Raw genomic sequence first — 21,984 nt, 5'->3', positions numbered from 1 at the left:
GCGCTCCCGGTGGCCGCGAACGCGGGAATGGGAACTCGCCGCAATGGCGGCCCAGGCAGGCGCCGCCTAGGGTGCGGTCGCCACTTCCAGTTCGCGCAGCATTTCCAGCGCCTGCATGCGGCCGCCGCCGCACATCGAATCGCTTGGCCGTAGCGAGCCGCACACTGCCGGTCGGCGCGGGTCGCCGAACAGCCGGCAGCGCAGCTGTTCGTCGAGCTGGATGCAGGCGACGCCTGCGGGCTTGCCGTGCGGCATGCCGGGAATCGGCGAGCTGATCGACGGGGCGATGCAGCAGGCGCCGCAGTGGTCGCGACAGTGCATGGAGATCAGTCCGCGGTGACCAGCAGCGCGTTGCGCGAGCGCAGCTGTCGGTAGACCTCGTCGGTCTCCGGGCGCACGCCATGCCACAGCGCGAAGCCCTCGGCAGCCTGTTCCACCAGCATGCCCAACCCGTCGACCACGTCGTGCGCACCGGCGGCACGCGCCCATGACAGGAATGGCACCGCGACCTCGCCGTAGTTGAGGTCAACCGCCACCGCGCGGTTGGCGAGCACGCTGCGCGGCAGCACCGGCAGGCCACTGCCGCGGCCGGCGGAGGTGGCATTGATGACGAGCTCGAATTCGCCGAGCCCGCCGGCATCGTCGAGATAGCGCGGATGCACGCGGCCGGGCTGGCCCAGCGCATCGGCCAGCGCATCGGCGCGGCTGCCGGTGCGGTTGACGACATAGAGGTCGCCGATGCCCGCATCCAGCAGTGCCGGCGCGACGCCGCGTGCCGCGCCGCCGGCGCCGATCAGCAGGGTGCGACGCGCGCGCAGGTCGAGCCCGGCGCGGTCGGTGAGGTCGCGCACCAGGCCGCGACCGTCGGTGTTCTCGCCATGCCAGCCTTCCGGCGTTCGCACCAGCGTGTTGACCGCGCCGGCGCGCCGGGCGCTTTCGCCGAGGCTTGCGCACAGCGTGGCGGCGCGTTCCTTCAGCGGCAGGGTGACGTTGCCGCCGCGGCCACCGGCGGCGGCGAACGCTGCCAGGGTGTCGGCGAATGCGTCGGGCGCGGCCTCGATGGCCTCGTAGCGCAGCGGGATCGACAGCGCGCGGCCGAAGGCGGCGTGGATGGTGGGCGACAGCGAGTGGGCGACCGGCTGGCCGAACACGGCATAGCGCGGGCCGGGATAGGCGTCTGCGTCGGCGGGGCTCATGGGTTCCTCGTCACGTTGGAGAGTCACCGGCTGCTGCGGGGCAGCGCACGGCGCGAGTCTACTCCCGGAGAACGGAATCCGCCGGGGAAGGCCGGCAATGCGCGCGCGGAGCGCTCATGTGCTGCGCCGGAGCACCGCGCAGTGACCCGCGATCCCGTCATGGGATGGGGGCACGAGCAGGGCGTCCTCATCCGCCCTTCGGGCACCTCGCTCCGCGCCCCGGCCCTCGCGTTGCCGCTCGGGCGTTCACCGGCACGCGAGCCTACGGCTCGCAGACGCACCGCTTCACCCCGTACACGGGCGAAGGGTGTTGTCCGATATCGGACCGGACAGGCGCCGCGCGATCAGCCCTCGCGCAGCCAGCGCGCGGCCTGGGGGGCGTAGTAGGTCAGCACGCCATCGGCGCCGGCACGCTTGAAGGCGAGCAGGGCTTCCAGCGCGCAGGCGCGTTCGTCGAGCCAGCCGTGGCCGGCGGCGGCCTTGAGCATCGCGTACTCGCCGCTGACCTGGTAGGCGAAGGTCGGCACGCCGAAGGCGTCCTTCACCCGCCGCACCACGTCGAGATAGGGCAGGCCCGGCTTGACCATGACCATGTCGGCGCCCTCGTCGAGATCGTGCTGCACCTCGCGCAGGGCCTCGTCGCCGTTGGCCGGATCCATCTGGTAGGTGGTCTTGTCGGCCTTGCCGAGCGCGGTGGCGGAACCCACCGCATCGCGGAACGGGCCGTAGAACGCCGAGGCGTACTTCGCCGCATACGCGAGGATGCGGGTGTGGATGAGGCCGGCATCCTCCAGCGCATCGCGGATCGCACCGATGCGCCCGTCCATCATGTCGCTGGGCGCGACCACGTCGGCGCCGGCCTCGGCATGCGACAGCGCCTGCCTCACCAGCACCTCGACGGTGGCGTCGTTCAGCACGTAGCCGCGGTCGTCGAGCAGGCCGTCCTGTCCGTGCGCGGTATACGGATCGAGGGCGACGTCGGTGATGACCCCCAGTTCCGGAAAACGCGCCTTCAGCGCACGCACCGCGCGTTGCACCAGGCCATCGGGATCGAACGCCGCCGCGGCATCGAGCGACTTCGCCTCCGGTGCGGTCACCGGAAACAGCGCCAGCGCCGGGATGCGCAGTTCGCAGGCCTCTTCGGCCAGGCGCAGCAGTTCGTCGATCGACACCCGCTCGACGCCGGGCATCGAGGGCACCTCGACGCGGCCGGCGGGTTCATGGACGAACACCGGCCAGATCAGGTCATTGGCGGTGAGCACGTGCTCGCGCATCAGCCGGCGCGAGAAATCGTCGCGGCGCATGCGCCGCGGGCGGTGGGGAAGGCGATTCATGGGCGGATTCTAGCGTGCGGGTGCTGAAGCGCCGCGGCACCGACGCGCGTGCGTTGGGGCCGCGTATGGCGCGCGAAGCGCCCTCTACCCGCGCCGTCGGGCGTCCTGGCACAGGCAGGAGAGCGGCATGGATGGACCCGGGCGGCGGAGTCGGCACTCCGCGTGTGGATCAGCCGTGCACGCCGTCGATTTCCACCGCCAGCTCGCGCCGGCACACCGCCGCATGCAGGATCACCCGCGGCACGCGGTCGCCGAAGCGCTGCTGCAGGGCGTCGGCCACCAGCGGCAGGTCGGCACGGTCGCGCACGTACACCTTGAGCCGGGTGCCGGGCCCGAATGCCGCCGGCAGCCCGGGCCGGTGCCGGCGGGCGTTGTCGAGCAGGGCGTCGAAGTTGGCGAATGTTTCCTCGATCTGCGCCAGCAGCTCGCCATCGTGCTGCGAGGCATGCCCCACCACCGCCGCGGTGCCCGACAGCAGCAGTGGCATCACATGGCCGTCGGCCGGCAGCATCGCGCGCGCAAAACTCGGCGGCTGCGGCCCGTACTGGCGCGGGTAGCGGTAGGCGCTGACCTGGCGCGGGTTCTCCACCGGGATCCCCGGCTCGCGCGCGCTCAGCCAGTAGACCTGCAGCACGCGCTCGCCATCGCAGCGGCCGATCGCGGTGGCGGCCGGCAGGCGTCCGAGGTCGAACGCACCGAGGCCTTCGGCGCGGCCCACGCAGAAGCGCCGGTAGCGCTCGGCATCGCCTTCGCCCAGGGTGATCGCGTCGAAGTAGTTCCAGATCCGCAGCAGGTGCGGCATCGCGCTGGCGCCGACATGCGCGACCATCGCCGCATACGCGCGCCGCGCCGCGGCCTCGATGCCGTCGTCGCCTTCGGCGACCTCGATCACCCCGAAGGCGAGGTGCTCGTCGGCCGCCCAGCGGATCCCGCCGTCATCGCCGTGCCGCACCGGGCCGGCCACGCGCCAGACCTCGGCCGGGCTGTCGCCGAACGGCGCCAGTGGCACCCGCAGCACGCGCGGGTCGGTGCCGGCCGGGGTCCGGTGGCCGAACACGAATGCCGCCAGCACGTCGTCATCGAGGCGCTCGAGACCGGCCTCGGCGTAGTCGACGCGCAGCCGCGCGACGTCGTCGGGCGTAGCCGGCAGTGGATGGGTCACGGGTTGCCCTCCTGCAGGGTGTCGCCGGTGAACACCTCGCCGCGACGGCGGCGCTGGCGCCAGCCGCGCAGCGCCTGCGGCGCGATCGCCAGCGCATTGGCGAGATACAGCAGCCGGAACAGGTACAGGCGCAGGCGCACCGGGCGGTTGTCGAACACGTCGCCGGCCAGCATCGAGATCACCGCCTGTTCGATCTGGAAATCATTGCGCGGGGTGGCGAACAGCCGTTGCATCACCGGCGTGGTGAAGCGGTGGATGAACCACGAGAAATGCCGCAGTCCGCGATCGGTACGGCGCGCCATCGCCTTCTGCAGCGCCGCCTCGCGCGTCGGCTCACGCAGCGCGCCGTCGACCACTTCGGCGCCACGCTCGCCGGCGTCCATCGCCAGGAACACGCCGGAGGAGAAGATCGGGTCGATGAACGCGTAGGCGTCGCCGAGCATCAGCCAGCCGGGCCCGTGCATGCGCGTGCAGCAGTAGGAATAGTTGCCGGTGGCGTGAACCGGCGCCACGCGTTCGGCACCGCGCATGCGCGCCATCACCGACGGGCGCAGTGCCAGCGTCTGCATCAGGAAACCGGCGTTGTCGCCACGGCGCTGCTTGAGATACGCCGGCGAGCACACCGCACCCACGCTCATGACGTCGTCGCGCAGCGGGATCAACCAGTACCAACCGTGTTCGAACCGGTCGATGGTGATGTTGCCGGCATCCTCGCCCGGGCGCCGCTCGACGCCGCGGAAGTGGCTGAACAGTGCCGCCGACTGGTGCCTGCGGTTGCGTTGCTTGAGCTTGAGCCGGTTGCCGAGGAAGGTGTCGCGGCCGCTGGCATCGACGAGGTAGCGGAAACCGATGCGCAGCGTGTTGCCGGCGGCATCGCGTGCCAGCGCATGCGTTGGCCGCCCGCTCGCGTCGTGTTCCAGCGCGTCCACCTTCACCTGCTCGCGCGCGTCGACGCCGTTGGAACGCGCGTGCTCGAACAGCAGCTGGTCGAATTCCGAGCGGGTGACCTGGAAGGCGTAGTCGGCCTTGGGTTCGAGCGCGCGGGTGAAGCGGAACATGTTGATGCGCTTCGGATCACCACCAACCGGGAAATCCGCACCGGTCTTGAGCACGCCGATCGCGCGCACCTGTTCGAGCACGCCGAGGCGCTCGAGGATCGGGATGTTCATCGGCAGCAGCGACTCGCCGATGTGGAAGCGCGGGTGGGCGTCCTTTTCCAGCATCGTCACCCGCCAGCCGCGGCGCGCGAGCAGGGTCGACACGGTACTGCCGGCAGGTCCGCCGCCGATCACCAGCACATCGGTCTCCAGCAGTGCCGGTGCCGCGGTTTCGTTCCTGTTGGGGTCTGTCATCTCGCGGCGGGTGCCGGCCCATGCCATCATTCCGGGCGCGCATCATAGCGCGGCGCGGCAAACGCTCCGCCGCCTCCAGTCCAGTCACGGGAATCCGCATGTCCAGCCAGACCTCCGCCACCCAGACCCCCGCAGAGCAGGAGCTCGCCGAACTCCTGGTCGAGGCGCTCAACCTCGAGGACGTGGCCGCGGCCGACATCGATCCCGAGGCGCCGCTGTTCAATGCAGGCCTCGGCCTGGATTCGATCGATGCCCTGGAACTCGCGCTCGCCATCAGCAAGCGCTACGGCTTCCAGCTGCGTTCCGACAACGATGACAACCGTCGCATCTTCGCTTCGCTGCGCGCGCTGTCGGCGCATATCGAAGCCAATCGCGCCGCCTGACGCCGGATTCCTTCCGGCTGCCGGCGCGGCTTGCGCCGCCATCGGGCCTATGAAGCCATGCACGAGCGCAACGCGCCCATGACGCCGCACGGCGCCGCTGCCGCATGCTGCTGATCGTCGAGATCGCGCTGGCGCTGGCCTACGGCCTGCTGGCGCACCTGGCCGCGGCATGGCGCAACGACGTGCTGTCGCTGGCCGCGCTGCTGGCGCTGGTGGCGATGCTGCTGGCCGCGCCGATCGCCGCACGCCGTGCATGGGCATGGCTGGCACTGCCGGTGCTGGTGGCCGCGGCGTGGTGGCTGTATGCGGCCGGGCATGCCGGCGTGCCGCTGCTGCTGGTGCCGGTCGCCTTCATCCTGTTGATCGCCTGGGTGTTCGGCCGCACGCTCCGGCGTGGCCGCACGCCATTGATCAGCCGCATCGTGCTGGCGCTGGAAGGCGGGCCGGATGCGCCGCTGGCGCCAGAACTCATCGCCTACACCCGCGCGCTGACCGCGTTCTGGGCAGCCCTGCTGGTGACGCTGGCGCTGGTGAACCTGGTACTTGCCGCCATCGCCACGCCCGACGGCCTGCTCGCTTCGCTGGGCATCACGCCGCCGGTGTCGATCACCCGCACGCAGTGGTCGTGGTTCGCCAACCTGTTCAATTACGGCATCGTCGGTGGCGCGTTCATCGGTGAATACGCCTGGCGCAAGCGGCGCTTCCCGAACCGCTATGCAAGCTTCGCGGATTTCCTGCGGCGGATGGGCGGCCTCGGGCCGGCATTCTGGCGCGACCTGCTGCGCTGACGGCGCCGCGCGGCGACGATGCCACCCACCCACGGTATGCTGCGCGCGTGAATCAGCGAATGGACTCCATCGAATTCGGGCCCGCACGCATGCAGCGCCTGGCGTGGGCGGCGGCGAACGCGGTGCAGTTCGGTTTCACCCTGGCGTGGACGGCGGGGCTGATCACGATCGCGCTGCTGCTGTGGGCGGTCACCGGCGGTCGCCGCCGGCTGCCGCTGCGCATGGCGTCCCGGTGCTGGGCGCCCGGGCTGTTCTGGGGCGCCGGCGCGCGCTGCGAGGTCGAGGGCGTCGACGGCGTGGACTGGTCGCGTCCCTATGTACTCGTGGCCAACCACCAGTCGGTGATCGACATCTGCGCGCTGTTCCGCGCGGTTCCGGTGCCGCTGCATTTCCTGCTCAAGCAGGAGATGACCCGCGTGCCCTTCGTGGGCTGGTATGCACGCGCGATGGGCATGGTGTTCATCCCCCGCGACAACCGCCGTGCCGCCACCGCCAGCCTGCGTCGCTCGGCGGACCTGGTCCGCAGCGGCGCGATCCTGTGCATCTTTCCCGAAGGCACCCGCAGCCACGACCGTACGGTTGCCGAGTTCAAGCCGGGCGCCTTCCAAGCGGCGCTTGCCGCCGGTGCCGACGTGCTGCCGGTAGCGCTGGAGGGCACCGGCGCGGTGCTGCCGCCAGGCGGCTTTTTCCGCGTGCGCCCCGGCACCATCCGCGTGCGCATCGGTACCCCGATCGCGGTCGCGGGGCGCGACCGCCAGGCGCTGGCGCAGGAAGCGCGCGCGCAGGTGCTGGCGTTGCTGCAGCATCGCAGCTGAACAGCGCCGCGGTCGCCCGTTACCGATCCGGTATCCTCTGGCCGCTTTTCACCAGTCGCGCCAGGGGGGCGCGCCGGAACGCCATGCAGTTCGAGATCGCGCACGACCATCCCAGCCTTCCCGGCCACTTCCCCGGCAACCCCGTGGTGCCGGGCGTGCTGCTGCTCGAACGGGTGCTCGACGCCGTCGAGGCGGCCGGCGGTCGCGCCGGTGCGCTGCGCCTGCCGCAGGTGAAATTCCTGCAGCCCTTGCTGTCGGGGCAATGCGCGGAAGTCTCCCTCGAGACCCCCGCGCCCGGCCGCTGGCGCTTCCGGGTGACCCGTGACGCGACGCTGCTGGCCTCCGGCGAAGTCGTCGACGACGCGGCGGCCCCGGCGTGAGCGCGCAGTGGAAGTGGCGCCGCGAGGCCGGCGCCGGCTGGGCGATCGCCGCGATCTGCGCGATCGGCCGCTGCGGCGGGCGGGCGCTGGCGCGCGCGGTGCTCTACCCGTCGACCCTGTACTTCATGTGGCGGCGACCCGAAGAACGTCGTGACTCGCGCGATTACCTGTCGCGCGTGCACGGCCGCCCTGCCACCGCCGGCGAGGTGTTCCGGCACATCCACACCTTTTCGCAGACGGTCCTGGACCGCCTGTTCCTGCTCAGCGAGGACATGCGCCGCTTCGACGTGCGCACCCATGGCCTCGACGAACTGCACCGGCACCTCGAGGGCGGCCGCGGGGTGCTGCTGTTCGGCTCCCACCTGGGCAGCTTCGAGGTGCTGCGCGTGCTGTCGCGGCAGCGTCCCGACGTGCCGATCCGGGTGGTGCTCGACCGCGCCCACAGCGCCAGCGTCACTGCGCTGCTGGAACAGATCAATCCGGAGATCGCCGCCACCGTGATCGATGCCGGCCAGGACGGCCCGGCGATCATGCTGGCGATCCAGGAGGCGGCAGCGCAGGGCGCGATGATCGCGCTGCTGGTCGATCGCACCCAGCCCGGCGAGCCGTCGGTGAGCGTGCCCTTCCTCGGTGCGCCGGCGCGCTTCCCGGTGGCACCGTGGCTGATCGCCTCGGTGCTGAAGATCCCGGTGGTGCTGGCGTTCGGTCTGTACCGCGGCGGCAACCGCTACGATCTGCTGTTCGAGCCCTTCAGCGACGGCATCCAGGTGGCGCGTCGCGAGCGCGCGGCCGCGCTGCCGGCGCTCATCGCGCGTTATGCGGCGCGGCTGGAAGATCGCGTGCGCGATGCGCCCTACAACTGGTTCAACTTCTACGATTTCTGGGAGCGTGGTGATGATGGCGTCGATCCTTCCGCCAACGAAGCGGGCACCGTGCGCGCCGTCGATCCGCCGCAGGCCGGCGTGGGCGGCGATCGCGCTGTGCGCGCTGCTGCCGTGCTCGGTCCTGGCACAGCCGGCGACTGAACGCCCGACGATCGAGGCCGGCTGGATCCTCGAACGCATTGCCCGGCCCGCACCGGTGAGCACCTCGTTCCTGGAAGTGCGCGATTCACCGATGCTCAAGGCGCCGCTGCGCGTGAGCGGCGAGTACCAGCGCCCCGACGACGCCACGCTCGTGCGCGAGGTGCAGTCGCCGTACCGCGAGACCACCACGATCCGCGGCGACCAGGCCACCATTGCCCGCGAGGGCCGCTCGCCACGCCGTTTCAAGCTGACCCGTGCGCCCGAACTCGCGGCACTGCAGGCGAGCTTCGGCGCGCTGCTGGGCGGCGACCGTGCCGCCCTCGAGCGCCACTACACCGTGCGCAGCCAGGGCGTGCGCGAGCGCTGGATCCTGACGATGACGCCGCGTGATGCCGCGCTTGCCGCCCGTGTGCGCGAGGTCGCGCTGTATGGTCGCGGCGCCGAGCTGCGCTGCATCGAAACGCGTCCCGTCGATGGCGAGATCCAGCGCACCCTGCTGGCCACCGCCGCGCGCGCAGCGACGCCGGCACATGACGGCGCGGCCCTGGTCGCGCTGTGCCATGGCGATGCGACGGCTGCCACGGGCAGCCCGGGTGGCGGCCGCAGCGGATGAAGCCGCTGACGCAGTGGATGCTGGCGCTGCTGTGGGCGGCGCTGCTGGTGGCGCTTGGCCTGTGGTCGGCGCAGCGGCTGGAAATTTCCGGTGATCTGCGCGCCTTCCTGCCGGCGCCGGAGACCGCGGCCGAACGCATGCTGATCGATGAGCTCGGTGACGGCCCCGGCTCGCGGCTGCTGCTGGTCGGGCTGTCGGGCGCCGATGCCGAAGAGCTTGCCGCGCAGTCGGAATCGCTGCGCGAGTCGCTGGCCACGGAGCCGCTGATCGAGTTCGTCGCCAATGGTGCCGAGTCCGACCTGGGCATGATCCCGCCACAGCTGTTGCCCTACCGCTACCTGCTCAGCGAGCGCTTCGACGACGTCCCGCTCGCTGCCGACACGTTGCGCGAGGCGCTGGAGGCGCGCCTGCAGGATCTGGGCTCGCCGGCCGGTGCACTGGTGGAGCCGTTGCTGCCATCCGACCCGACGCTGGAGATCCTGCACCTGGCCGAACGCTGGGAGCCGGCCACCGCGCCGCAGCGCCTGCACGGTGTGTGGTTCGATGCCGACGGCGCCGAGGCGCTGCTGGTGGTGCGCACCCATGCCGCAGGGTTCGACCCCACGGCACAGGCACAGATCATCGCCACGATCGAAGCGGCGTTTGCCGATGCCACCGGCGACAGCGGCAGCCGGCTGACCCTCACCGGCCCGGGCGCGTTCTCGGTGGAGATCGGCAACCGCACCGCCAAGGAGGCGGCAACGATCGGCGCGATCGGCACCCTGGGCCTGGTGCTGCTGTTCGTGTTCGCCTACCGCAGCGCGCGCCTGCTGCTGCTGGGCGTGCTGCCGCTCGCCACCGCCGGTCTCGCCGGCTTCGCCGCGGTGGCCACGCTGTTCGACGGCATCCACGGCATCACCCTGGCGTTCGGCTTCACCCTGATCGGGGTGGCGCAGGACTACCCGGTGCATCTCTTCAGCCACCTCTACGGGCGGCATGCGCCTGCCACCAGCGCGCGGGCGCTGTGGCCGACGCTGCTGACCGGCGTGGTGTCGACCTGCATCGCCTATCTCACCTTCTTCGTGGCGGGCGTGGACGGCCTGCGCCAGCTCGCGGTGTTCACCATCGTCGGGCTGCTGGCGGCCGCGCTGGCCACGCGTTTCCTGTTGCCGCCGCTGCTGGCACCGCGCGCGGACGACGTCGGCCAGGCGCGCTGGGTGGGGGCCTGCGCACGCGCCTTCGATCGCCTGCCGCGGCCGCGCCCGGTGATGCTGTCGGTCGTCGCGGTGCTTGCACTTGCGGTCGTGGGGCTGGCACCGGCGCCGTTCTGGGAAAACGACCTGTCGAAGCTGACGCCGGTGCCCGAGCAGGGCATGCGCGACGACATGCGCCTGCGCGAGGCGCTCGGCGCACCCGACGTGCGTTACCTGATGGTGACCCACGGTGCCGACGAGCAGGCGGTGCTGGCGGCGTCGGCCGGGCTGCTGCCGGCACTGGACGCGCTGGTCGACGAAGGTGCGCTCGGCAGCTACGAACTCGCCGCGCGCTACCTGCCGACGGTGGAAGTGCAGCGCGCCCGCCAGGCCGGCCTGCCGACACCCGACGCGCTGCGCGCCGCACTGGATGCCGCCCTCGTCGACAGCCCGTTCCGCGCCGATGTGTTCGCGCCGTTCCTGGCGGACGTGGAGACTGCGCGCACGGCCGCACCGTTGACCGCGGCGGATCTCGCCGGCACGCCGCTGGATGCGGCGGTCTCGGGCCTGCTGCTGTCGGGCGGCGACGGTGCCACCGCGCTGGTCTCGCTGGGCGGCCTTGCCGATCCGCAGCGCGTGGCCGAGGTGGCACGCGCGCAGGGCGCGGAGCTGCTCGACCTGAAGACGACCTCCGAATCGCTGGTCTCGGCCTGGCGTGGCGGCGTGCTGCTGTCGCTTGCCCTGGCCGCGCTGCTGCTGGCGGCAACGGTATGGCTGTCGCTGCGCAGCCCGCGGCGGGTGTCGCGGGTGCTGCTGCCGATGGGCCTGACCCTGCTGCTGACGCTGGCCGTGCTGCGTGCGGCCGGGATCGAGCTCACCCTGTTCCACCTGGTGTCGCTGGTGCTGGCGGCGGGGCTGGGGCTCGACTACGCGCTGTTCTTCGAGCGTGCATCCGGCGACCGCGATGAGCACCTGCGCACGCTGCACGCCATCATCGTGTGTTCGTCGATGACCGTGCTGGTGTTCGGCCTGCTGGCGCTGTCGTCGATCCCGGTGCTGCGCGCGATCGGAATGACGGTGACGCTGGGCGTGGTCGGCAACTTCGTGTTCGCGGTGCTGCTGGCCGGTCACGCGGGGCCGGCGCGGACGGAGGCTTCCGCATGATCGGTCGCGACACGCTGCTGGGCCTGGTGCCGCACCAGGGTGCGATGTGCCTGTGGGACCGCGTGCTCGACTGGGACGACACCCGCATCCGGCTCGCCACCGCCACGCATCGTGATCCTTCCCATCCGCTGCGCGGCGCGCAGGGCCTGCGCGCGGTGCACCTGTGCGAATACGGGGCGCAGGCGATGGCGGTACACGGTGGTCTGCGTGGACGCGCGGCGGGCCTGCCGGTGCGTCCCGGGATGCTGGTGGCGTTGCGCGGGACCAGGCTGCACGTGGCGTATGTGGACGCGCTCGAGGGCGACCTCATCGGCGAAGCCGAAGCGGTGGCCGAAGGTACCGACAGCCAGCAGTACGCGTTCCGCATCCTCCACGGCGGGCAGCTCCTGGCCGAAGGGCGCGCGGCGGTGATGCTGGGTTGAATCCCGGGCGTGGGTAGGAGCGTCACGGCCGCGCTGGCGTTTGCGGTGAGCGCGCGACGGTTCTGTCATGGCCCTGGTCGCGCTGGCGAGCGGGGCGACATTTCGCTTACGGCTTCGGGGGCCCGGACAGGTAGAGGGTCAAGGGCGCGGGTCGCACGGGCGTCACCCCGGGAGGAAGATCGCGGTCGCTTCTTCTGGTTCCTTCCCCACTCCGGGGGACGTCGTAGGGCTGAAGTGACTCCGTGCGCGCCGCCCGTCCTGCACACGGGGGCGTTGTTCCCGCTCATCTCCATGGGACGGCTGTGGCGCAACGCCGGAGTCCTGGAGCGCCGGGCGGCGGTTAGGGGCTTCCTTTGGCGTCGCGCTGCCCGTCGCGCGCACCGGGGGGTGCGCTCCCCCGGCCGGAGTCCGCGTCCGGCTACCACGGCCGGCCGCCGGCCATCCATGGCCGGCTGGGAGCACACCCCCCGGTGAACGCGACGGGCCCGGGCATCCGCCGGCTCCGGCACGGAAATCAACAGCGGTGGTGCACGCGTCGCCTTGCGCTGACATGCCCGCCTCATGGGTTCGGCAGTTCCGCTTGGAGGTCAGCAGGCGCGACACGGCCTCAACGCCGGCAGTGGCGCCATGGCGGCAGCGACGGCAGAGGCGCCAGGCCGGGAGCCCCGGCACGACGGTCTGACGTTCTTCGCCGTTGATCTCTTCCGGAAACGCGACGACAGCTCGGGGCCCGCCGTGGACGCAGGGGGATGTCCAGAGCCGGCCATGGACGGCCGGCGGCCGGATGTGGGAGCAGGACGCGGAGATATCCGGCTGGGCATCCCCCTGTGGCCGCGGCGGGCGGCCCGCGGCCCCAACCAGCCTGTGCGATGGCTCTGGCTCCAAGCTTCCGGCTTCCGGCTTCCGGCTTCCGGCTTCCGGGCTTCCGGGCTTCCGGGCGCGCGGCTCCGCGCTGGGATGGACACCCTCAATCGGGACAAGAACCTTTCTTGCTTCGGCGACTCGCCTTCGCATTGCGACGCATCGGTCCAGGGGCCGGCGCGCCGGGACCGTCGCCCGTGCCGCCACGGATTACGCACATTGCCGCGAAGCATCGGCACAGCCATGGATAATGCGCCCATGACGAACGCGACTCCCAGGAACAACAGCCCGCGACGGGCGCTGGTGACCGGCGGCAGCGGCGATATCGGTGGCGCGATCTGCCGGCGCCTGGCCGCTGATGGCCTGCACGTGATCGTGCATGCCAACGCCAACATCGGCCGCGCCGAAGCCGTGGTGGCGACCATCGCCGGGGCTGGTGGCAGCGCGCAGGCGATCGCCTTCGACGTCGCCGATGGCGATGCCACCCGCGCTGCCCTCGAACCACTGCTGGAAGATGGCCCAATCCAGGTGGTGGTCAACAACGCCGGCATCCACGACGACGCGCCGATGGCGGGGATGACCGATGCGCAGTGGAAGCGGGTGGTCGACGTGTCCCTGCACGGCTTCTTCCACGTCACCCAGCCTCTGCTGCTGCCGATGGCGCGCACCCGCTGGGGGCGCGTGGTCAGTGTCTCCAGCGTGGCCGCGGTGCTCGGTAATCGCGGGCAGGCCAACTACGCCGCGGCCAAGGCCGGCCTGCATGGCGCCACCCGCTCGCTGGCGCGCGAGATGGCCAGCCGCGGCATCACCGTCAACGTGGTCGCGCCGGGGGTGATCGCCGGGGCGATGGCCGAAGACAGCTTCGACCCCGCGACGATCCGCCAGCTGGTCCCTGCCGCACGCGCCGGCCAGCCGGATGAGGTTGCAGCGCTGGTGGCCTTCCTGTGCCGCGACGAAGCGGGCTACATCAACGGCCAGGTGATCGGCATCAATGGCGGCATGGGCTGACCGGCGGCGCGACCTCCACGCGGAATTCAGCAGCTGCGGCGCATGCTCGCCGCAACCCAACGAGGACTGCCGCCATGCGTGCGATGCGTACCCTCCTGCTGCTTGCCGCGGTGTCGCTGCTCGCGGCCTGTGCGTCTTCCCACATCCTCACCGGCACCCCGCGCGCGCCGATCGACCCGGCGCAGGTGCGCATCTACCACGGCCCGCCACCGGGCGCCTACGAGGAGATCGCGGTCCTGCGCACGCAGTCGGGTGCGTTCACCTATGGCGCGCAGAACAAGACCGATTCGGTGCTGCGCAGGCTGCGCGAGGAAGCGGCGAAACTCGGCGCCAACGGCGTGCTGCTGCAGGGTGTCGCCGATGAGGGCCCCGGCGGTGGTGGCGTCAGTGTCGGTGCCGGTGGAGGCCGCTTCGGCGGCAGCAGCTTCAGCAGCGCCGGCGTCGGCGTGAACATCAGCCCCAGCCAGCAGTACGGCAGCGGCATCGCGATCTGGGTCGCCAATCCGCCGGCGGCACAGGGCAACTGACGCACGGCGGCGATAGGACGGGCCCGCGCGATCTCCGCGCGGGTCGTCAGGCGTCGGCGGTCGCAGCCGCGCCGTACCAGTGCGGCGCCAGCAGTGCCGGGCCACCGGCACCGGCCACCAGGGCTCCCAGTTCGCCGGCATCGATGTCCGCATGCGTCTCGCGTGCGCGGCCGAGGATTTCGGCGGCCAACACGCGCATGCGTTCGACATTGGCTTCCATGGTCGCCACGAACGCATCGTCGTCGAGCGTGGACGACTCGCCGAGCGCCCCATTCAATGCGTGGAACCAGTCGATCCGCGCCTGGTCGAGCAGCCGCGACGGCGGTTCGTCCATGGCCGCATTGCATTCGCCCCACGCACGCAGCAGTGGCTGCATCGCCAGGTTCAGCGCCGAGGCACGGGTGAACACCGGCCGCAGGCGGCCGATCGTGCGCATGTCGGTCAGGCGCCCGGCGAAGAACAGCGGCGCCAGCAGCGACCAGTAATAGGTGTAGTCCCAGATCACCTTGACCGGCATTACCTGCGGATCGCCGAACAGCGCGTACTGGTCCTGGTAGAGGGTCAGCGTGTTGGCGTAGAACGAGAAATACATCTGCTGGTAGATCTCGGCGTACGCCGCGAACGGCTCGCCGCGGAGGTCCCGGGCGACCAGGTCGCAGATGTAGGTATTGGCGATCGCGATGAAGTCGCTGCCGGGGGAATAGAACGGATCCAGGAACAGCCCGGCCTCGCCGGTGATCGCCCAGCGGTCGGCGCTGAAGACCTGGGTGCAGTCGTAGGAGAAGTGCCGCAGGAACAGGAAGTCCTGCAGCGTGTGCTGCTCGCGTTCGAGCGACGCCGCCACGCGCGGCTGGTGCTCGCGCAGCCAGTCCATCGCCTTCGCATGCGTGTTCATGGTCTCGAGCGGGTGCATGTCGGCGTCGCAGACGATGCCCAGCGAATGCGCGCCCGAGGCCAGCGGGATCAGCCAGAACCAGTAGCCCGGCCCGCACATATGGTTGGTCGAGCGCCAGCGGTCGGGCGGCGTGCAGCGTGCCAGCCAGGCCGGGTCGTCGGACCAGTCGTTGGGGTCGACCACGCCATCCACGCGCCACCACACCGCATTGGCGTTATGCGCATTCGCACGCGCGAGGCCGAACCTGCGCTTGAGCAACCCGGCGCGGCCGCTGGCATCCACCACCCAGCGCGCATCGAAGCAGCGGGTGGTTCCGGCATGGTCGACGGTGATCGCATGGCGTGCGCCGTCCGTGCCCATGTCGAGTGCGCGTACGACCGCGCCGTCGAGGAAGTCGATGCCCGCTGCCCGCGCGCGTTCGCCGAGGAAATTCTCGAAGCGGCCGCGGTCGATCTGCCACGACGGCGTCGGCAGCAGCTGGCTGACGCCCAGTTCGGTGCAGCGGTCGATGTCGCTGCGGCCGTCGGAAAAGAAGAAGCGGAAACCGAACTTGCGGATCTGCGCCTCGTCGAGATGGTCGCGCAGGCCCAGCACGTCGGCGAGAAAGTGCGCGCCGATCTCCACCGTCGATTCGCCGACCTTGTGTGCGGCCTCGCGCAGCGGGTGCGCGCGCCGTTCGACCACGGTGATGGCGAGGTCGGGGTGCTGCTGCCGCAGCTGCAGTGCAACGGTGAGCCCGGCAAGGCCGCCTCCGAGCACCAGCACATCGGTGGAGGCGGTCACGTCCATGCTCATCCGGTATGGGTGGGCTGCCCTGCGGCCAGCGGCGCGGCGTCGGGCAGCGTGTCGGAATCGTCGATCAGCGGCGGGTTGGCGCGCGTGGTGCGGTAGCGGCGCAGCAGCTGGCCCTGGCGGAGCACCTGCACGACCACGTGCGAGGTGATCGAGTAGAGATCACGCCACAGCCGGAAATGGCTCTTGCGGAACACCACGCCCGAGCCGGCCACGGCATAGCGGGTTTCCACCGGCAGGGCGACCACGCGCATGCCCAGTTCCTGCGCGGCGGAGATCAGCATCTGCGCCTCGAACACGAAGCCCTCGCCGGGCACGTCGCGCAACGCGCAGACCGCGGCCGGGTACAGGCGCTGGCCGCTCTGCGAATCGACCAGCCGGTAGCCGCAGCCGATGGCGATGCCCCAGTCGCCGAAGTCGTTGCCCAGGCGGCGATACCAGGGCTGGCAGCTGCGCTTGCGCAGGCGCGCACCGACGACGATGGCGTCCGGATGGCGGTTGGCGGAGGCGATCATGCGCGGGATGTCGGCAGCCGAATGCTGGCCGTCGCCATCCATGGTCAACACCGCGCGCGCGCCCTGGCGCAGCGCCTCGGCGAAACCATCGCGCAGGCTGGCACCCTTGCCGCGCCGCTGCGGATGGCGCAGCACGGTGACCGGCAGGTCGGCGATGAGGTCGGCGGTGCCGTCGTCGGAGCCGTCGTCGACGACGATCACCCGCTCGCACTCGGCCAGTGCGCCGGTGACCACTTCGCGGATGCGCAGTGCCTCGTTGAGCGCCGGGATCACCACCGCGACGTTGCCGCGGTGCAGGCGCGCCGGATCAGACATGCATCCCCTCCAATTCAACCTCCAGGGCCTGTGCCGCGCCGGCATCGAGCATCACCCGTCCGGCGCCGGCGCCGGCGGCGAGTGCATCGAACAGGGGCAGCATCGGCGCCATCGCGTTGCCGTGCAAGCGCCGCGCGAGCGGGCCGGGTGCCTCCGGCGTGGTGTCGCCGGTGCGCAGCGCGGCACGCAACAGCGGGCCCTGGCCTTCGCCTGCAGCCGTCAGCACCAGCGCACCGCCAAGCAGTTGTTCGCTCGGCGTGAGCGCGCCCAGCAGGCCAGTGGATTCGACGTCGTAGGCCACCAGCAGCACCGCCGGGGTGCCCGTCGCCAGCTGCGAGAGTGCCTCCAGCAGGCCCTGCGCGAAGGTGGCTGGACCGGCACTGATCGCGGTGGTGGTGGCGGTGCAGCCGGCACCGATCGTCCAGTAGCCCGCGGCGGCGTTGTGCACCGAGTTGTGGAAGCGGATCGGCGAGATCGACCGCGGGTCGTCGGCGAGCGTCTCGCACATGTAGCCGGTGATGCCGAAATCGCCATGGCCGGAGGCGAAGATCGATGCGAGCGTCGCCGGATCCCGGCCGGATGCACGGGTGGCCGCGAGCGCGACCTCCAGCGCCACCGCCACCGATTCCGGTGCGCGACGGCGTTCGTTGGCGGCCAGCAGTTCCGGCGATGGCCGGCGGGGCGCGTTGTCCGGCAGGCGGCCGTCGGCAACGAAGGCCTGCGCGGCATCCCACGAGGGCAGGCCGCTGGCCCAGAAACCGACCCCGGCAATGCGGGCGACAAGCGGATTCATCGCGCGCACCGGGCGGCGATGACGAATACCGAGGCGATCAAACCGGAGACATCCTTCATGCGCGGCCGAACACCAGCGAGCAGTTGTTGCCGCCGAAGCCGAACGAGTTGTTCATTGCGTAGTCGATGCGACGCTGGGCGTTGTCGAAACGCAGCTGCGGCCCGCAGGCGGCATCCGGCGACGTGCTGTTGAGGGTGCCTGGCAGCAGGCCGTCCTCGAGCGCGATCAGCGCGAACACCGACTCGACGATGCCGGCGGCGCCCAGGGTGTGGCCGGTCCAGCCCTTGGTGGAGCCCGCATGCAGGCCCTCGCCGAACAGCGCCGCGATCGCGCGCGCTTCGACCGCATCGTTGGCCGGCGTCGCGGTGCCGTGCAGGTTGAGATAGCCGACCGCGTCGGGGGCGATCGCGGCGCGTGCCAGTGCATCGCCCATCGCCAGCCGTGCGCCGAGGCCCTCCGGGTGCGGCGCGGACATGTGGTGGGCATCGCTGGATTCGCCATAGCCGCACAGGCGCAGCGCGGCATCGCCGTCATCGCGCTCGAGCACCGCGAAGCCGCCGGCCTCGCCCAGCGACAGGCCGTCGCGGTCGCGATCGAACGGGCGCGCCGGCTGCGTCGACACCAGCCCCAGCGAGTTGAAGCCGAACAGCACGCTGCCGCACAGCGTGTCGACGCCACCGACCAGCGCCGCATCGGCGATACCGGCGTGGATCAGCCGTGCCGCCTGCGCGAACACCTTGGCGCTCGACGAACACGCGGTGGCCACGGTGATGCAGGGGCCGGCCAGCCCGGTCGCCGCCTGCACGAAGCCGCCCAGCGAATGCGGCTGGTGCACGGCGGGGCGCTGCAGGTCCGCCGGCACCTGGCCATCCTGCGCACGTGCATACGCTTCCTCGGTGGCGCCGATGCTGGAGGTCGAGGTGCCGATGACGATGGCCACGCGGCCGGCGCCGTGGCGCGTGCGGATCGCATCGACCGCGTCCATCAGCCCGTCCTGCTGCAGGGCCAGCCAGGCGAGGCGGTTGTTGCGGCATTCCCATGCCGCCAGTGCCTGCGGCAGCGCGGCGTCCTCAAGGCCATCGACGCGGCCGATCCAGGTGTCGAGCGGGTCGGTGCCGAAGTCGTTGCGGCGCAGCCCGCCGCGGCGCGCGGACAGCGCATCGGCCTGGGCCTGGCGGCCGCGGCCGAGTGCGGTGGTGGCGGTATACGCGCGGATGGCGAGCGCCTCGATCGGCGCCGGAGCGGTGGACAACGGCATCTGCGCGGCAGGGCCCATGGCTGGATTCGACGGGAGGCGGAGTATACGGAGCGGTTCGCAAGCGTTCCGTTCACGACCGCGCGGTTCAGGCGTGGCGTTCAGGGCGCCAGGCAGCGCCCCAGGAAGGCCTCGCCAATGCGGTAGCGGTGCAGCGCGTCGGCGCCGCGCAGGCCATGCTTGGCACCCGGGTAGGTCATCAGCTCGAAGGGGATGCCGGCCTGCTGCAACTGGCCCATCAGCTGGGTGGAATTGGAGAACAGCACGTTGTCGTCGGCCATGCCGTGCACCAGCAGCAGCGCGCCGGGGCGGATGTTGCCGGCATGGGTGAACACGCTGGCCTCGCGGTAGCCCGCGGGATTGGCGCTGGGCAGGTGCATGTAGCGCTCGGTGTAGTGGGTGTCGTACAGCGCCCAGTCCGCCACCGGTGCGCCGGCGATGCCGCAGGCATAGGCGTCGGGGGCCTTCGCCAGCAGCATCAGCGTCATGTAGCCACCGTTCGACCAGCCGTGCACGGCGATGCGTTCGGCATCCACCCAGGACTGCTCGCGCAGCCACGCGACGCCGGCCAGCTGGTCCTCGATCTCCACGGTGCCCTGGCGGCGGTACAGCGAGCCGCCGAACGCCTTGCCGCGGCGCGGGGTGCCGCGGTTGTCGAGCGAGAACACCACATAGCCCTGCTGGGCGAGGTACTGGTTGAAGAACGCATCGGCGCGGCCGGGCCAGCTCTCAAGCACGGTCTGCGCGGCAGGGCCGCCGTAGACGAACACCACCACCGGATACTGCTTCGACGCATCGAAGTCCGCCGGGCGGATCAGGCTGTAATGCAGTTCGGTCGCGCCGTCGGCGGCGGTCAGCGTGCCGAATTCGGTCGGCAGGTGGGCGTCGCGATAGGGCGCGTACGGGTGCTGCGGGTCGGCAAGGTCGTTGTCGACCAGGGTGGCGATATGGCGGCCGTCGGCATGCAGCAGGTCGATCTGCGGCGGCGTGGTGGTATTGGACCAGCTGTCGACGAACACGCTGGCATTGCGCGCGAAACTCGCGTTGTGCATGCCCGGCTGGCGGGTGAGCCGGGTCGGCTCGCCACCGGCCAGTGGCACCGAATAGACATGGCGCTGGGTGGCACCGTCGCGGGTGCCGGCGAACCACGCCAGGCCGCGGTCCTCGTCGACCGCCAGCAGGCCGTCGACCACCCATTCGCCGGAGGTCAGCGGCGCCAAGGTACGCCCGTCCTCGGAGGCGAGGTAGAGATGCTCGTAGCCGCTGCGCTCGGAACCCCAGACGAAGCGGCCGTCGCGCAGGAAGTGCAGGTTGTCGTGCAGCGGCACCCAGGTATCGGAAGTCTCGGTGAGGAGCGTGCGCTGGCGGCCATCGGCCAGCACCACCTCGATCAGGTCCAGCGTCTGCTGGTCGCGCGACTGGCGCTGGAAGGTCAGCCGCTGCGGATCGCGCCACTGCACGCGGGCAAGGTAGATGTCTTGCTCGGGGCCGAGATCGATTTCGCGTGGAGCCGGCGTGTCAGCGCCGGGCGCGATCACGAACAGCTGCACGCGCACGTTGTCGTCGCCGGCCGCCGGATAGCGCTGCTCGACGATCTCGGTGCGGTCGGCATAGACCTCGGGGCGCTTCTGCACCGGCACCGGCGATTCGTCGATGCGTGCGTAGGCGATGGTGGAATCATCGGGCGCCCACCAGTAGCCGGTGTGGCGACCCATCTCCTCGTCGGCGACGAATTCGGCCACGCCATTGCCGATGGTCTCGCTGCCGTCGAAGGTCAGCTGGCGCTCGGCGCCCGAGGCGAGGTCGATCACCCACAGGTTGCGGGCGCGCACGAAGCTCACGTAGCCGCCGCGCGGGGAGAGTTTCGGGTCGGTGGCGAAACCGCCGCCATGGGTGAGTTGGCGCACTGCGTCCGCGCCCTGCTTCGACAGGTCGTACAGGTACAGCTCGCCGCCGAGCGGGAACAGCAGGCTCGCCGCATCCGGCGACCACTGGTAGTCGACGATGCCCGACAGTCCGGCGATGCGCTGGCGCTCGCGGCGTGCCTTCTCCTCGTCGCTGAGGGTCTCCTCGCCCGGCAGCACCACCGCCGAATCCACCAGCATGCGGGTCTCGCCACTGTCGACGTGGTACTCCCAGAGGTCCAGGCGGTTGCGGTCCGCATCCTTGCCGCGCAGGAAGGTCACCCGCGAGCCGTCGGGCGCGACCTGCGGCTTCATGAGCGTCGGCCCAGACAGCGGCGCGTCGCCGGTGATCGCTTCGAGGGTGAGCCTGCGCTCGGCGGCAGGCGAGGTGGCGGCGATGGCGAACATCAGGGCGGCGGCGGCGAACATCGAGCGCATGGCGGGTCCGGTGGAGCAGGGACCCCAGTGTATCGGCTGGGGTCGGGGCTGCGGCCGCACCGGCCGGCTCAGCGCCTGCCGAACAGCACCTTCTTCTCGTCCTCGCTCATCGGCTGGCCCGCATTCGGGTTGACCTGCTTCGCCAGCGCGTACGCGCGCTGCGTGGCGGGGCGCTCCGCGATCGAGGCATGCCAGCGCCGAACCTCGGCGAATGGCGACAGGTCGATCGGCGCCTTGTCGTAGACGTTGATCCACGGGTACGCCGCCATGTCGGCGATGGTGTAGTCGTCGCCGGCGATGAACGCGCGGCCGTCGAGGCGGCGGTCGAGCACGCCCAGCAGGCGTTCGACCTCGCGCGTGTAGCGCTCGATCGCGTAGTCGATCCTCTCCGGCGCATAGACGTTGAAGTGTCCGTACTGGCCGGTCATCGGGCCCAGCCCGGCCATCTGCCAGGTCAGCCATTCGATCGTGGCGATGCGCTGGCGCAGGTCGGTGGGCAGGAAGCGGCCGGTCTTTTCGGCCAGGTACTGCAGGATCGCGCCGGATTCGAACACGGTGATCCGGTCGCCACCGTCGGCCGGGGCGCGGTCGATGATCGCCGGCATCTTGTTGTTGGGCGAGATCGCCAGGAAGGCGTCCTCGAACTGCGCGCCGCGGCCGATATCGACCGGATGCAACGTGTAATCGAGGCCGGTCTCCTCCAGGAACAGGGTGATCTTGTGGCCGTTGGGCGTGGGCCAGTAGAAGAGGTCGATCATGTCCGCACTCGCTGTGGCAAAGAGGACCGCGAGTCTAGGACGGCGCCCGCGGCGGTGGTGTGGTGCCGCGTGGTGACGCGCGGTTGACGCGTGCGCGACGAGGATGGCCCGATGGAC

At 71.1% G+C, this 21,984-nt stretch carries 20 protein-coding genes and 1 pseudogene; 10 read left to right on the top strand and 11 right to left on the bottom strand.

All coding sequences use genetic code 11. The features are described 5' to 3' along the window. Nucleotides 1–66: 66 nt before the first annotated feature. The 5 genes from ERL55_RS14030 to ERL55_RS14010 form a co-directional block, all read right to left on the bottom strand. Entirely contained in the window at nt 67–321 is a 255-nt protein-coding gene (locus ERL55_RS14030) for a YkgJ family cysteine cluster protein (protein WP_129136976.1), read from the bottom strand. A 5-nt stretch (nt 322–326) separates the two neighbouring features. Further along, a complete protein-coding gene (gene aroE, locus ERL55_RS14025) occupies nt 327–1,196 on the bottom strand; it encodes a shikimate dehydrogenase (RefSeq protein ID WP_129136975.1) in 870 nt (289 codons plus the stop codon). A gap of 344 nt (nt 1,197–1,540) precedes the next feature. Beyond that, complete coding sequence (gene hemB, locus ERL55_RS14020) at nt 1,541–2,530, bottom strand: porphobilinogen synthase (RefSeq protein ID WP_129136974.1); 990 nt, start codon at nt 2,528–2,530, stop codon at nt 1,541–1,543. Between the two features lie 169 nt (nt 2,531–2,699). Then, nucleotides 2,700–3,602, bottom strand: a complete 903-nt coding sequence (locus tag ERL55_RS14015) for a pteridine-dependent deoxygenase (RefSeq protein WP_241685900.1) — start codon at nt 3,600–3,602, stop codon at nt 2,700–2,702. A gap of 86 nt (nt 3,603–3,688) precedes the next feature. After that, on the bottom strand, nt 3,689–5,044 hold the full coding sequence (locus tag ERL55_RS14010) for an NAD(P)/FAD-dependent oxidoreductase (protein WP_129136972.1): 1,356 nt from the start codon (nt 5,042–5,044) through the stop codon (nt 3,689–3,691). Between the two features lie 98 nt (nt 5,045–5,142). On the opposite strand from ERL55_RS14010, the gene ERL55_RS14005 reads away from it, so the two are divergent. From ERL55_RS14005 to ERL55_RS13960, 10 genes and pseudogenes are all read left to right on the top strand, one after another. After that, nucleotides 5,143–5,427 (top strand): phosphopantetheine-binding protein, encoded by a 285-nt coding sequence (locus ERL55_RS14005; protein WP_129136971.1) that lies wholly within the window; start codon nt 5,143–5,145, stop codon nt 5,425–5,427. A gap of 104 nt (nt 5,428–5,531) precedes the next feature. Next, nucleotides 5,532–6,215: a ketosynthase gene (locus ERL55_RS14000; protein ID WP_129136970.1), complete on the top strand. Its 684-nt coding sequence runs from the start codon at nt 5,532–5,534 to the stop codon at nt 6,213–6,215. Between the two features lie 59 nt (nt 6,216–6,274). Next, the gene (locus tag ERL55_RS13995) at nt 6,275–7,030 is read left to right on the top strand and encodes a lysophospholipid acyltransferase family protein (protein ID WP_129136969.1); all 756 of its coding nucleotides are present in this window, start codon (nt 6,275–6,277) and stop codon (nt 7,028–7,030) included. Between the two features lie 83 nt (nt 7,031–7,113). Beyond that, nucleotides 7,114–7,410 (top strand): hypothetical protein, encoded by a 297-nt coding sequence (locus ERL55_RS13990; RefSeq protein ID WP_129136968.1) that lies wholly within the window; start codon nt 7,114–7,116, stop codon nt 7,408–7,410. Beyond that, the gene (locus tag ERL55_RS13985) at nt 7,407–8,435 is read left to right on the top strand and encodes an acyltransferase (protein WP_129136967.1); all 1,029 of its coding nucleotides are present in this window, start codon (nt 7,407–7,409) and stop codon (nt 8,433–8,435) included. Before ERL55_RS13990 ends, ERL55_RS13985 begins: the two co-directional genes overlap by 4 nt. Before the next feature lie 7 nt (nt 8,436–8,442). After that, nucleotides 8,443–9,048 (top strand): annotated as a pseudogene (locus tag ERL55_RS13980) (LolA-related protein); the annotation flags it as partial. Then, nucleotides 9,045–11,384 (top strand): MMPL family transporter, encoded by a 2,340-nt coding sequence (locus ERL55_RS13975; RefSeq protein WP_129136966.1) that lies wholly within the window; start codon nt 9,045–9,047, stop codon nt 11,382–11,384. The pseudogene ERL55_RS13980 and the gene ERL55_RS13975, both read left to right, overlap by 4 nt. Next, a complete protein-coding gene (locus tag ERL55_RS13970) occupies nt 11,381–11,806 on the top strand; it encodes a phosphotransferase (RefSeq protein ID WP_129136965.1) in 426 nt (141 codons plus the stop codon). Before ERL55_RS13975 ends, ERL55_RS13970 begins: the two co-directional genes overlap by 4 nt. A gap of 1,119 nt (nt 11,807–12,925) precedes the next feature. Further along, nucleotides 12,926–13,675 carry a 3-oxoacyl-ACP reductase FabG gene (gene fabG, locus ERL55_RS13965; RefSeq protein WP_129136964.1) on the top strand — a complete coding sequence of 250 codons (750 nt, stop codon included), beginning with the start codon at nt 12,926–12,928 and terminating at the stop codon, nt 13,673–13,675. 74 nt (nt 13,676–13,749) lie between these two features. After that, a complete protein-coding gene (locus ERL55_RS13960; protein ID WP_129136963.1) occupies nt 13,750–14,202 on the top strand; it encodes a hypothetical protein in 453 nt (150 codons plus the stop codon). A 46-nt stretch (nt 14,203–14,248) separates the two neighbouring features. On the opposite strand, the gene ERL55_RS13955 is transcribed toward ERL55_RS13960, so the two are convergent. From ERL55_RS13955 to ERL55_RS13930, 6 genes are all read right to left on the bottom strand, one after another. Further along, nucleotides 14,249–15,886 carry a tryptophan 7-halogenase gene (locus ERL55_RS13955; RefSeq protein WP_129136962.1) on the bottom strand — a complete coding sequence of 546 codons (1,638 nt, stop codon included), beginning with the start codon at nt 15,884–15,886 and terminating at the stop codon, nt 14,249–14,251. Nucleotides 15,887–15,888: 2 nt separating this feature from the next. Continuing rightward, on the bottom strand, nt 15,889–16,719 hold the full coding sequence (locus ERL55_RS13950; protein ID WP_129136961.1) for a glycosyltransferase family 2 protein: 831 nt from the start codon (nt 16,717–16,719) through the stop codon (nt 15,889–15,891). Next, entirely contained in the window at nt 16,712–17,512 is an 801-nt protein-coding gene (locus tag ERL55_RS13945; protein WP_129136960.1) for a beta-ketoacyl synthase chain length factor, read from the bottom strand. Before ERL55_RS13945 ends, ERL55_RS13950 begins: the two co-directional genes overlap by 8 nt. A gap of 55 nt (nt 17,513–17,567) precedes the next feature. Then, entirely contained in the window at nt 17,568–18,743 is a 1,176-nt protein-coding gene (locus ERL55_RS13940) for a beta-ketoacyl-[acyl-carrier-protein] synthase family protein (protein ID WP_129137364.1), read from the bottom strand. A 125-nt stretch (nt 18,744–18,868) separates the two neighbouring features. After that, nucleotides 18,869–21,109, bottom strand: coding sequence for a DPP IV N-terminal domain-containing protein (locus tag ERL55_RS13935; protein WP_129136959.1), 2,241 nt, complete (start codon nt 21,107–21,109; stop codon nt 18,869–18,871). A 68-nt stretch (nt 21,110–21,177) separates the two neighbouring features. Next, nucleotides 21,178–21,867 (bottom strand): glutathione binding-like protein, encoded by a 690-nt coding sequence (locus ERL55_RS13930; protein WP_129136958.1) that lies wholly within the window; start codon nt 21,865–21,867, stop codon nt 21,178–21,180. Nucleotides 21,868–21,984 lie beyond the last annotated feature (117 nt).

Source organism: Luteimonas sp. YGD11-2 (assembly GCF_004118975.1).
Taxonomy (GTDB): Bacteria; Pseudomonadota; Gammaproteobacteria; order Xanthomonadales; family Xanthomonadaceae; genus Luteimonas; species Luteimonas muca.
The sequence above is the reverse complement of the archived record's forward strand: the minus strand, read 5'-3'. Positions and strand labels throughout refer to the sequence as shown.